This is a genomic window from uncultured Oceanisphaera sp., from assembly GCF_947495715.1.
GTDB lineage: Bacteria > Pseudomonadota > Gammaproteobacteria > Enterobacterales > Aeromonadaceae > Oceanimonas > Oceanimonas sediminis.
In genome coordinates, this window is sequence record NZ_CANLZU010000030.1 from 1 (window position 1) to 12,104 (window position 12,104).

Annotated in this window: 11 protein-coding genes and 2 tRNA genes; 10 read left to right on the forward strand and 3 right to left on the reverse strand. The window is 58.2% G+C overall.

The window, feature by feature from the left end:
- Positions 1-76: transfer RNA gene (locus Q0753_RS15485), tRNA-Lys, on the forward strand.
- 159 nt (positions 77-235) lie between these two features.
- Positions 236-1,297: a quinolinate synthase NadA gene (gene nadA, locus Q0753_RS15490; RefSeq protein ID WP_298723171.1), complete on the forward strand. Its 1,062-nt coding sequence runs from the start codon at positions 236-238 to the stop codon at positions 1,295-1,297.
- A 546-nt stretch (positions 1,298-1,843) separates the two neighbouring features.
- Here nadA and rdgC read toward each other — a convergent pair.
- A complete protein-coding gene (gene rdgC / locus Q0753_RS15495) occupies positions 1,844-2,752 on the reverse strand; it encodes a recombination-associated protein RdgC (RefSeq protein WP_298723174.1) in 909 nt (302 codons plus the stop codon).
- A 211-nt stretch (positions 2,753-2,963) separates the two neighbouring features.
- Between rdgC and Q0753_RS15500 the strand changes: the two genes are divergently transcribed.
- The 7 genes from Q0753_RS15500 to Q0753_RS15530 all read left to right on the forward strand — a co-directional run bounded on the left by Q0753_RS15500 (position 2,964) and on the right by Q0753_RS15530 (position 9,758).
- Positions 2,964-3,422: an N-acetyltransferase gene (locus Q0753_RS15500; RefSeq protein WP_298723177.1), complete on the forward strand. Its 459-nt coding sequence runs from the start codon at positions 2,964-2,966 to the stop codon at positions 3,420-3,422.
- Positions 3,423-3,510: 88 nt separating this feature from the next.
- Positions 3,511-4,200 carry a phosphate regulon transcriptional regulator PhoB gene (gene phoB / locus Q0753_RS15505; protein ID WP_298723180.1) on the forward strand — a complete coding sequence of 230 codons (690 nt, stop codon included), beginning with the start codon at positions 3,511-3,513 and terminating at the stop codon, positions 4,198-4,200.
- Between the two features lie 7 nt (positions 4,201-4,207).
- Positions 4,208-5,524 carry a phosphate regulon sensor histidine kinase PhoR gene (gene phoR, locus Q0753_RS15510; RefSeq protein WP_298723183.1) on the forward strand — a complete coding sequence of 439 codons (1,317 nt, stop codon included), beginning with the start codon at positions 4,208-4,210 and terminating at the stop codon, positions 5,522-5,524.
- Between the two features lie 131 nt (positions 5,525-5,655).
- Positions 5,656-6,627, forward strand: coding sequence for a phosphate ABC transporter substrate-binding protein PstS family protein (locus tag Q0753_RS15515; RefSeq protein WP_298723186.1), 972 nt, complete (start codon positions 5,656-5,658; stop codon positions 6,625-6,627).
- A gap of 295 nt (positions 6,628-6,922) precedes the next feature.
- A complete protein-coding gene (locus Q0753_RS15520) occupies positions 6,923-7,936 on the forward strand; it encodes an ArsJ-associated glyceraldehyde-3-phosphate dehydrogenase (protein ID WP_298723189.1) in 1,014 nt (337 codons plus the stop codon).
- Entirely contained in the window at positions 7,936-9,177 is a 1,242-nt protein-coding gene (gene arsJ / locus Q0753_RS15525; RefSeq protein WP_298723192.1) for an organoarsenical effux MFS transporter ArsJ, read from the forward strand. Before Q0753_RS15520 ends, arsJ begins: the two co-directional genes overlap by 1 nt.
- A 119-nt stretch (positions 9,178-9,296) precedes the next feature.
- Positions 9,297-9,758: a GNAT family N-acetyltransferase gene (locus Q0753_RS15530; protein WP_298723195.1), complete on the forward strand. Its 462-nt coding sequence runs from the start codon at positions 9,297-9,299 to the stop codon at positions 9,756-9,758.
- A gap of 81 nt (positions 9,759-9,839) precedes the next feature.
- Here Q0753_RS15530 and Q0753_RS15535 read toward each other — a convergent pair.
- Positions 9,840-9,916, reverse strand: a tRNA-Pro gene (locus tag Q0753_RS15535).
- 203 nt (positions 9,917-10,119) lie between these two features.
- Between Q0753_RS15535 and tadA the strand changes: the two genes are divergently transcribed.
- A complete protein-coding gene (gene tadA, locus Q0753_RS15540; RefSeq protein ID WP_298723198.1) occupies positions 10,120-10,608 on the forward strand; it encodes a tRNA adenosine(34) deaminase TadA in 489 nt (162 codons plus the stop codon).
- A 6-nt stretch (positions 10,609-10,614) separates the two neighbouring features.
- Here the strand turns inward: tadA and ppx are convergent, their stop codons facing one another.
- On the reverse strand, positions 10,615-12,102 hold the full coding sequence (gene ppx, locus Q0753_RS15545; RefSeq protein ID WP_298723201.1) for an exopolyphosphatase: 1,488 nt from the start codon (positions 12,100-12,102) through the stop codon (positions 10,615-10,617).
- Positions 12,103-12,104: the final 2 nt, after the last annotated feature.

The following is a 12,104-nucleotide window of genomic DNA, read 5'->3' on the forward strand; positions in this document are numbered from 1 at the left end:
GGGTCGTTAGCTCAGTTGGTAGAGCAGTTGACTTTTAATCAATTGGTCGCAGGTTCGAATCCCGCACGACCCACCATTCTCCTGTTATTCCCTCTTCTTGTTGCAGTAATCCCTTTAGTCCCCGTTATTTCTATTCGTTCATTGTTAATTCCGTACCCGACTTGGGTTTAACGCCGCTGTAACGGTATAATGCCCGTCATTGATGTTATCCGGATGGATCAACTGGAACCAGGACATGACTGAAGCTGTCGATATTTTCGAGTTTGACTACCCCTTTCCCGCCAAGCCGGCTCCGCTGACGAATGAGCAGCAGCAGGCGCTGAAAGATGAAATCAAGGCCCTGCTACGCGCCCGCAATGCCGTGCTGGTGGCTCACTACTATACCGATCCCGAGATCCAGGCGCTGGCCGAGGAAACCGGGGGATGCGTGTCCGACTCGCTGGAGATGGCGCGTTTTGGCAAGGAGCATGAGGCCGATACCCTGATCGTGGCCGGTGTGCGCTTCATGGGGGAAACCTCGAAGATTCTGAGCCCGGAAAAAACCGTGCTGATGCCCACGCTGGAAGCCGAGTGCTCTCTCGATCTGGGTTGCCCGGCCGATGAATTTACCGCCTTTTGTGATGCGCACCCGGACCATACCGTGGTGGTGTACGCCAATACCTCGGCGGCGGTGAAAGCCCGGGCCGATTGGGTGGTGACCTCCAGCATAGCGCTGGAAATCGTCGAGCACCTGTACAGTGAAGGGCACAAGATCATCTGGGCCCCGGACCGGCACCTGGGTGCCTATATCGAGAAGCAGACCGGCGCCAAGATGTTGCGCTGGCAGGCGGCCTGCATAGTGCACGACGAGTTTCGCGCCAAGGCGCTGAAAGAGCTGAAGGCGCAGAACCCGGATGCGGCCGTGCTGGTGCACCCGGAGTCTCCGCAGTCCGTGGTGGAGCTGGCAGATGCCGTGGGCTCCACCAGTCAGCTGATCAAGGCGGCGCAGACGCTGCCGCATCAGAAGCTGATTGTGGCCACCGACAAGGGCATCTTCTACAAGATGCAGCAGGCCTGCCCGGACAAGGAAATGGTTGAAGCGCCGACCGGTGGTAACGGTGCCACCTGCCGTAGCTGCGCCCATTGCCCCTGGATGGCGATGAACGGCTTGGTCGCCATTCGCGATGCCCTGCGTGACGGTGGCAAGACTCACGAGATACAGGTGGATGAAGAGACCCGTATCAAGGCGATGATCCCCCTGAACCGCATGCTGAACTTTGCCGCCGAGCTCAAGATGAAGGTCAAGGGTAACGCTTAACAGAAAGCTTTAAGCCGTAAGCCGTAAGCGATCAGCTTGAAGCTAAAACAAAATCGGCGCCAAGATTAATCTTGGCGCCGATTTTTTATTGTCTGCTGTTAACTTATGGCTTTCAGCTTCTCGCTTTCAGCTTCTCGCTTTCAGCTTTCATACCAATCTGTAAAACTAACTGATCTGTTTGGCTGCCCCGAAAAGGTCGAACGAAGGGTCGACTCCACCGACACGCTGAACCGCATCCCTGCGACGCTCAGCACATGACGTCCTGTCATGTGATGGTCGGTAGAGTAGAACCCTTCATCCGCCCCTCTGCTGCGGCGTCGCCTGTGGGAGCGTCCTGCAGACAACTCGGTGTTTAAGGAGAGGCAACAGAGATCGACTCCCACGACCGTGAAATGCCATGGACGGCATTTCCCGAGCCCTCAGGGATGAGTTCATGGCGTGTCGTGGGAGGCGACTGTGTTGCCTCTGATCCCGGGGTTAAAATGATCAGATGTTTATTCAAATTGGTATAACTTACAGCTTAAAGCTGATGGCTTATGGCTGTTGTTACCGGTTTTCTTCGCCGCCGAGGGCTTCGATAAGGTCGGGTACAAAACGAGACAGCTCGCCGGTGACCAAGGCAAAGTCGGCATCGAAACGGGCCGCCACGTCTTCGCTGGTAACGTCGTCATTCTGCTCGCGCAGCTCTTCGGAAAACTTCAGCCGCTTGACGCTCATGTCGTCACTCAGCACGAAGCTGATGGTCTCGGCCCAGTTCAGCGCCAGCTTGGTCACCAGTTTGTCGGCTTCCAGATGGGCCTTGATTTCTTCACTGAGCAGATCCTGCTGCTTGGCACGAATAATGCCGCCGTGTTCGAGAGCGGAGCGCAGCTCGGCTTCGTCTTCCAGCGCAAAGCCGGCCGGCGCGGCGCCTTCTTTCAGCCAGTCGGTCAGGGTCAGCTCGGGCGGGGTTACCATGGCCAGCGGCACCACCGGCAAGGAGCCGATGCTCTTGCGCAGCAGCGCCAGCAGATCTTCGGCCCGTTTGGCCGAGCTGGCATCCACGGCGATAAAGCCGTCTTTGGGATTGATCCAGGCATAGGTTTGCTGAAAACGGCTGAAGGCCCGGGGCAGCAGGGTGACGATGATCTCTTCTTTTATCGATTCTTTTTCTTTTTTCTTCAGCGCGCGACCCTGCTCGATTTCCAGCGCCTCCACTTTTTCGGCCACCATGTCGTTGACCACGGAGCCGGGCAGCATTTTTTCTTCTTTCTTGGCACAAATCAGGATCTGGTCGTCGGCAACGTGGGTCAGGGCATGGCCCTGTTTGCCCAGCGGTGATATCCAGCCGAATTTGGCCTGCTCCTGACTGCCGCAGGGGCTGAAGGGCAGGGCTTCAAGCTGCTTTTCCAGGTCTTCAAGGGTGACATCGAAAGGGCGGGTAAAACGATAAATCTGCAGGTTCTTAAACCACATAGCGTCCTCGGTAACGAGCCGGAAAAAACGCATTGTACTGCAAAGCGGCTTTGTGATCAGGTAGTCATTCCCGGTCAATAAAGGCCGATCCTGCTCACAGTGCCTGATGAAAGCCGATTCGATGTGGCACCGTCTCTATACACTCAGGTAAACAACGCAGGTAAACAACTCAGGTAAACAATTCGGGTAAACCCAGGCCGGAGATAAAGTGATGATACGACAAGCTACGCCCGATGATACCGATGCCATTCTGGATATCTGGCTGTTGGCGTCGTTGCAGGCTCATGATTTTATACCGGCGGCTTTCTGGTGGCAGCAGCAGGAAAAGATGCGCGCCCGTTATTTGCCCCGGGCACAGATATGGGTGTGCGAAAGGCACAGCGAGGTGCAGGGCTTTGTGGCGCTGGTGGACGAGTATCTGGCGGCGCTTTTTGTACGACCCGACTGTCAGCAAAACGGCATTGGCCGGGCGTTGCTGGACATGGCCAAGCACCAGCGGCGGCGGTTACTGCTCAAGGTATTCTGTGAAAACGACATTGCCGTGAATTTTTATCGTCAACAGGGGTTTGCCATCACCGCAGAAAGTACGGATCCCACCACGGGCGAGCCGGAGCTGCACATGAACTACCGCGCCGGCGTAGTCCAACATGACTGTTGCCCTTCTGGTTGACATGGTGGTGTCATAAATTCATAAAACTGTCACACTCGCTGCCAATAATGGTCTTATGCGTAGCCATATCCGTAAGGACAGTTGAACCATGACACGGAAAATACTGGTAGTTGAAGACGAAGCCGCTATCCGCGAGATGCTGTGCTTTGTGCTGGAACAGAAGGGGTTTACCACCGAGTCGGCGGAAGATTACGATCAGGCGCTGGCCATGCTCCAGGAGCCCTATCCCGAGCTGATTCTGCTGGACTGGATGCTGCCCGGCGGCAGCGGTATCCAGCTGATCAAGCACCTCAAACAGGATGAACTGACCCGGCAGATCCCGGTGATCATGCTGACCGCCCGTGCGGAAGAAGAAGACAAGATCAAGGGGCTGGATGTCGGCGCCGACGATTACATCACCAAGCCGTTCTCTCCCAAGGAGCTGACCTCCCGTTTGAAAGCGGTATTGCGTCGGGTAGCGCCGACGGCGGTCGATGACGTGATTGAAGTGCAGGGCCTCAAGCTGGATCCGGTGAGCCACCGCGTCAGTGCCAATCATTTACAACTCGACATGGGGCCCACCGAATTCAAGCTGCTGCATTTTTTCATGACCCATCCGGAGCGGGTATACAGCCGCGAGCAGTTGCTCAATAATGTGTGGGGTACCAATGTATACGTGGAAGACAGAACCGTGGATGTGCATATTCGGCGGCTGCGCAAGGCGGTGTCGGAGTCGGGCCACGACAAGTTGATCCAGACGGTACGTGGTGCCGGGTATCGCTTCTCCACACGCCTATGAGGCCTGTATGCAGTTACACGAATCCAGTCATGGCCTATGGTGGCGGTTAGTCGGCTACTATCTGGCGTTTTTTCTGCTTGGCATGTTATTACACCGCGTCACGCTGGGGCTGCTGGTGGCCACGGTATTGCATCTGTTATGGCATTACCGCTTTCAACACAAGCTGGCCGTCTGGTTGTGGCGCGACCGCAGCCTGACGCCGCCTCAGGGCCAGGGCAGCTGGGAAGCCATTTTCAACGGTATTTACCGCTTGCAGCAACGCCAGCGGGCCCGCCGCCGTGAGCTGGCCAACCTGATACGCCGTTTTCGGGAAGGCGCCGAGGCGCTGCCCGATGCGGCGGTGGTGATCCGTCGCGACGGCAGCATCATCTGGTGCAACAAGCTGGCGCAACAGTTACTGGGATTTCGCTGGCCGGAAGACGCGGGTCAGCATATCGGCAACCTGATCCGCGCGCCCCTGTTTATCGCCTACATGGAGCGGGGAGCCTTTCACGAGCCGCTGGAGCTGCCATCGCCCATCAACGAAGAAAAACTGATTGAATGCCGCATCATGCCCTACACCGAAGATCAGGCGCTGCTGGTGGTGCGTGATGTTACCCGGCTGCGAAGCCTGGAGCAGATGCGCAAGTCGTTCGTGGCCAACGTGTCTCACGAGTTGCGCACCCCGCTGACGGTGCTCAAGGGCTATCTCGAAATGCTTGAAGATCGCCCCTCGGAGGCGATGTGGCATAAAACCCAGAGTGTGATGCTGGAGCAGACCCAGCGCATGGATGCCCTGGTGAACCAGCTGATGACCCTGACCCGAATTGAAGCGTCGGCCACCATCGATACCAGCAAGATTGTCGATATTCCGACCATGCTGACCATGCTGGAACAGGAGTCGCTGGCCCTGAGTGGCGACCGGCATCATGAATTCAGTTTTCAGGTCGATACCGGCCTCAAGGTGCGGGGCGATCAGGAGCAGCTGCGCAGCGCCCTTTCCAATCTGGTCTACAACGCCATTCGCCACTCGCCGCCCGGCACCCGCATCACGGTGGAGTGGGGCCGGGTAGGCCCGAATGCCCGCTTTGCGGTAACGGATAACGGTGACGGCATCGCGCCCGAACATATTGCCCGCCTGACCGAGCGTTTCTATCGGGTCGACAAGGCACGCAGTCGCCAGACCGGGGGCTCCGGGCTGGGACTGGCCATCGTCAAGCATGCGCTGGGTCATCATGACGCTCATCTCGATATCAGCAGCAAAGTGGGTGAGGGCAGTTGTTTCAGTTTTATGCTACCCGAACGGCTGCTGGTGCTGGATAACCCCAATCGGGCCATTGCCTGATGCCGAAAACCGCAGCCGCGGTTTTCTTGTCTGCTTGTCATAAATGTGTCACTTCGAGTTCATATAGTTGTCATCACCGGCGGCAATACTGACCGCGTCTTGAAAGACCGAACTCAGATTGGAGATTAAGGATGAAACTGAACAAACTGGTAACAGCACTTGGTTTGACTGCAGCACTGGCTTCCACCACTGCGCTGGCCGCCGTAGACAGCTCCCTTGTGGATTACGAGAAAGTGAGCGGTATTTCCGGCAACCTGTCTTCTGTGGGTTCCGACACCCTGGCCAATATGGCGACCCTGTGGGCCGAAGAGTTCAAGCGCAACTATCCCAACGTCAACGTGCAGATTCAGGCTGCCGGTTCTTCTACCGCACCTGCCGCCCTGACCGAAGGCACCGCCCAGTTCGGCCCCATGAGCCGTTCGATGAAGAGCAACGAAATCGAGGCCTTTGAAAAGCGCTACGGTTACAAGCCGACGCCGGTGCGCGTTGCCATCGATGCCCTGGCAGTCTTCGTACATAAAGACAATCCCATCGAAGGTCTGAGCATCGATCAGGTGGATGCCATCTTCTCCAGCACCCTGAGCTGTGGCAACAACGAGCAAATCACCAAATGGGGCCAGACCGGCCTGACCGGTGACTGGGGCAGCCGCGATGTGCAGCTGTATGGCCGCAACTCGGTATCCGGCACCTACGGTTACTTCAAGGATGAAGCGCTGTGCAAGGGTGATTTCAAGAACAACGTCAACGAGCAGCCCGGCTCTGCCTCCGTGGTGCAGTCGGTGTCTTCTTCTCTGAACGCCATCGGTTATTCCGGTCTGGGTTACAGCACCTCCAGCGTACGTGCGGTTCCGCTGGCTGAAGCGGGCTCTACCGACTACGTTGCCGCCAATGCCGAGAACGCCATCACCGGTAACTACCCGCTGTCACGTTTCCTCTACGTATACGTGAACAAGCACCCCAACAAGCCGCTGGGTCCGATGGAAGCCGAGTTCGTCAAGCTGATGCTGTCCAAGCAGGGCCAGGAAATCGTCGATAAAGACGGTTATGTACCGGTACCTGCCGCCGTGATTGCCGCCGACATGAAAAAACTGGGTCTGAACTAATCCAGCCCGTGTATTGACCGTCGTAGTGAAGATTCCCCGGGGCCTCCCGGGGTTTTTTTGCGTTCTATTTATATGATTTTTCATATATTCTTTTTGACGTTCTGAGTTGGCTGTTGGCGTTATCATCAGGCGATATCAAGATTTTGGGAGGGCAAAGGGATCTGCTCAGCCGACCATCCGCGCTACGGATGGCGCGGCTGAGTCTCCATGGATGGATTCACGACGAGTCGGCGGAGCGGGCCCTTTGGCCGATATGCGAATGTCTGGCTAAAACATTAAACAAGGAATAGCAGCAATGAGTATTAAAGTCGGTATCAACGGGTTCGGTCGCATGGGGCGCCTGGCGCTGCGGGCAGCCTGGGAGTGGGACGAGCTGGAATTTGTACAGATCAACGATCCGGCCGGTGATGCGGCGACTCTGGCGCATTTGCTGACCTTTGATTCGGTACACGGTCGCTGGGCCCATGAGGCGGTGGCCGACGGTGACGAGATGCTGATCGGCGAGCGGCGCATTCGCTGCAGTCAAAACAGCACCATCACCGAGACCGACTGGTCCGGCTGTGATCTGGTGATTGAAGCCTCCGGCAAGATGAAAACCACGGCGCTGTTGCAGGCGTATCTGGAGCAGGGCGTGAAGCGGGTGGTGGTGACGGCGCCGGTCAAGGAAGAAGGGGTACTCAATGTGGTGATGGGGGTGAACGATCACCTTTATAATCCGGCCGAGCATGCCATTGTGACCGCCGCCTCCTGCACCACCAATTGTCTGGCGCCGGTGGTCAAGGTGATCCACCAGCAGCTTGGCATCAGGCACGGCTCCATGACCACCATTCACGATATTACCAATACCCAGACCATACTGGACGCGCCCCATAAAGATTTGCGCCGGGCCCGGGCCTGTGGCCAGAGTCTGATCCCCACCACCACCGGCTCCGCCACCGCCATTACCCATATCTTTCCCGAGCTCAAGGGCAAGCTGAACGGCCATGCGGTACGGGTGCCGCTGGCCAATGCCTCGCTGACCGACTGTGTGTTCGAGCTGGAAAGGGCGACCACCGAGGGGGAGGTAAATGCGCTGCTCAAGTCCGCCGCCGACGGCGAGCTCAAGGGCATTCTCGGTTTTGAAGAGCGTCCGCTGGTGTCGGTGGATTACAGAACCGATCCGCGATCCAGCATTATCGATGCTCTGTCGACCATGGTGGTCAACGGCACTCAGCTCAAGCTCTATGCCTGGTATGACAACGAATGGGGTTATGCCAATCGTACCGCCGAGCTGGCGCTCAAGGTGGGCCGACTGGATCTGGCCGGTTAATGCAGTCCCGATTGTCACCCGAGCTGCGCCAGTATGGGCTTATCACCGGCAACTACTGGGCCTTTACCCTGACCGACGGCGCGCTGCGCATGCTGGTGGTGCTGTATTTTCACCAGCTTGGCTATGCGCCGCTGCAGATTGCCCTGCTGTTTCTGTTTTATGAACTGTTCGGAGTCATTACCAATCTGGTCGGTGGCTGGCTGGGCGCCCGTCTGGGGCTGAATCGCACCATGAACATAGGGCTGGGATTGCAGATACTGGCACTGGCCTTGCTGCTGGTGCCGGTGAGCTGGCTGACGGTGCCCTGGGTGATGGCGGCCCAGGCGCTGTCGGGCATCGCCAAGGATCTGAACAAGATGAGCGCCAAGAGCGCCATCCGGTTGCTGGTGCCCAGGCAGGGGCCGGCAGCGGAGACCGAGGGCCGGCTCTATCAGTGGGTTGCCCTGCTTACCGGCTCCAAGAACGCCTTGAAAGGGGCGGGCTTCTTTCTGGGTGGCCTCTTGCTGGCCTGGCTCGGCTTCGCCGGTGCCGTGGCGGCCATGGCCGCCATGCTGGCACTGGTATGGGTATTCAGTATCATCATGCTGAAACCCGATCTGGGCCGGGCCCGCTACAAGCCGAAGTTCACCGACATTTTCTCCAAGAGCCGGGCCATCAACGTGTTGTCGGCGGCGCGGTTGTGTCTGTTCGGTGCCCGTGATGTCTGGTTTGTGGTGGCCTTGCCGGTGTTTCTGGCCAGTGAATTCGGCTGGGATCATTGGCGGGTAGGCGGCTTTCTGGCGTTGTGGGTGGTCGGCTATGGCCTGGTGCAGTCGCTGGCACCGTATGTCACCGGCAAGCGGGCGGGGCGGGTGCCTGATGGCCGTACCGTCTTCGCCTGGGCGCTGGGGCTGACCCTGGTGCCTGCCATGATTGCCCTGGGCGTAGGGGGCGAGTCATACCCCCATGAAATCCTGATAGGAGGCCTGCTGCTGTTCGGCGCGATTTTTGCCATCAATTCCTCGCTGCACAGTTACCTGATCGTCAGCTATGCCAGTGACGATGGCGTATCGCTGGATGTCGGTTTTTATTACATGGCCAATGCCATGGGCCGCCTGCTGGGTACCCTGTTGTCCGGCTGGGTTTATCAGCAGTCGGGGCTGGTGGCCTGCTTATGGTTTTCTGCCGGTTTGCTGCTGCTGGCGGCGATGTTGTCGCTGAAACTGCCGAGGTGGCGAAAATCGCTCGCTGAACGCGAGTAAATTAGTCTATATGGGCAATAAATATGGTAAAGCGGCAGTGATGCCGCTTTTTTATTTCGAGTAACTGTGGCTAGATAGAGGACGAATAGGAATCTATACGGGTATCGGCAGGAGTCAGCATGGAAATCAGGAAGATCCGCAGCGGTGAAACAGGCAATATCTGGCGTTTGTTCCATGACACCGTACACCGCATCAACCAGGCCGACTACAGTGCGGGTGAGTTGGCGGTATGGGCGCCTGATGAATATGACGAGCCACGCTGGGTCAGCCGTTTTATTCGTACCCGCCCGCTGGTGGCGATGGACGGCAAGTTTCTGCTGGGCTTTGCCGAGCTGGGAGACGATGGCCGAATCGGACTGTTTTATGTACATCATGCCCACCAGGGCGAGGGGGTTGGCCGGGCGCTGATGCAGCGACTGAAAGCCGAGGCGGCTTCGCGTGGCCTGAGCCGACTTTATTGTGAAGCCAGCATTACCGCGCAGCCGTTTTTCGAGCGCATGGGGTTTGTCTGTCTGGAGCAGCGTGAGCTTGAGCGCAGAGGCGAGCAGGTACAAGTGATTGTGATGGAGTACAAGGCATGAGACGGAGCCATGTACCGAGTGACAGGGTACCGAATGACAGGCAATAAAAAACCCACTTTGCGGTGGGTTTTTTATTTGATTTGGTCGGCGTGAGAGGATTCGAACCTCCGACCCCTAACACCCCATGCTAGTGCGCTACCAAGCTGCGCTACACGCCGAATCGGTGGCCACTATATAGCGCCGGATGGGGTGCTGCAAGCCTCTTTTCTTCATTCGGGCTCGTTTGCCGAGTTCTTGTGCAGTCGAGTGCTTTTTTCAATCTTTTCGGCGCAGAGGCGGTCCTCATCAGCGGGTGTTAATGACAACCCCTGCTTGCAGCCGGTTGGTCTTTTGCCATAATACGCGGCCAACGGAGGCGGTAATGAACGAACAAGACGAATACTGGATGCGCCGGGCCATGATGCTGGCGGCAAAGGCCGAGACGGAAGGCGAAGTGCCGGTCGGGGCCCTGGTGGTGTATAACGGCGAATGCATCGGCGAGGGCTGGAACAGGTCCATCGGCAGCCATGATGCCACCGCGCACGCCGAAATCATGGCGCTGCGCCAGGCAGGTCTTGCCATCGGCAATTACCGGCTGCTGGATTGCACCCTCTATGTCACCCTGGAGCCGTGCATGATGTGTGCCGGGGCCATGGTGCACAGCCGCATTCAACGGCTGGTATACGGTGCCGCCGATGCCAAGACCGGGGCGGTCGACTCGGTGCTGCAGCTGCTGGCCACCCCCGGGTTGAATCATCTGGTGGCCTGGCAGTCGGGCCTGTTGGCCGAAGACTGTGCCACCCAGCTCAGCGCCTTTTTCAAGCGCCGCCGCGCCGAGAAAAAAGCCGCCCGCAAACAGGCGGCGGAATAGCCGCCATTACACCTTCATCAACTCCAGTTTCCAGTCGATCTTGGCCTGATAATCCCGCTCGCGCTGCAGTGTGGCCAGTAGCAGCGGATTATGCTCACACCAGTCGGCAGGCAAGTGCAGCCGTAATGCATCCTGCCCGCCCAACTCCAGCACCAGCGGGGGCAGGGCGTGGTTCTGACGGCGGCGGTGCAGTGCCACCGCCAGCCGCAGCAGGCGTACCAGGCGCCACAGCTGCGGTTCCGGCAGCGTGCCGAGCGGCTCCAGTTCCGACAACTTGAGCGCCTTGCGATGAAAGCGCACCAGAGCGGCCAGTATCTTTTGCTGTTCCAGGGTAAAACCGGGTAACTCGCTGTGGCGCAATATATAGGCGGAGTGGCGATGAATACCGGTAAAGTTGATATGCAGCCCCACCTCATGCAGCCGGGCCGCCCCGGCCAGCAAGTCGGCGGACTCGGTATCCAGCTGCCAGCTGTCGCGCATTTGCTCAAATAATTCGATGACGGTGGCGCTAACCCGCTCGGCCTGCCGGGTATCGACCGCATACTGACTGGCTAGCGCCTGCAGGGTACGGATTTGTACCGAGTGATGGTCGAGTCGGCCAAAGGCGCTGTACAGCAGCCCTTCGCGCAGGGCGCCGTCGGAAAAGTCCATTCTTGCCAGATTCAGGCTTTGAAACAGGCCGAGCAGGATGGACAGACCGGCGGCGAGCAGCGGCTTGCGATCCTCGCCCAGCCCGCTGATGCCGACCCGGTCGATATGACCGGCATTAATCATTCGGGCCCGAATATGCAGCAGGCCCGGCAAGTCGATGCACGACTCACCGGTGACGGCACGGCACATTTCCAGCAGCGTCCTGATGGTGCCGGAACACCCCAACACTCGCTCCCAGCCCAGGGCAAGATAAGCGCCCAGCTTGGGTGCCAGCAGGTACTGCGCCGCATCGGCCGCCTGCTGAAATTGCCGCTCGCTCAGGTTGCCGTCGGCAAAATACCGTTGCGTGAAACTGACACAGCCCATGCCGTGGCTGGAGACCAGCCTGCAATCGAACCCCTGGCCGATGACCAGTTCGGTACTGCCGCCGCCGATGTCGATAACCAGTACTCGGCCCTCAATCTGCTGGGTGTGGGCCACACCCTGATAGATAAGGCGGGCTTCTTCATTGCCGCTGATGATGTCGATGGGAAAGCCCAGTATTCGGCGGGCCTGATGCAGAAAGTCGTCGGCGTTGGCGGCTTCGCGCAGGGTAAAGGTGGCCGCGACTCTTACTCGACTGGCAGGAAAGCCGCGCAGCCGTTCTGCAAACAGGGCCAGGCAGGCGAGGCCGCGCGCCATGGCCTCCTGACCGAGTTGTTGCTGTTCATTCAGTCCGTCGGCCAGCCGAACCCGTTCTTTTATGCGATCGACGATACGCAGGGTATTACCCTGATAGCGGGCGATGACCATGTGAAAGCTGTTGGAGCCGAGATCGATGGTGGCTACGTCGTGTTCGTCCATGA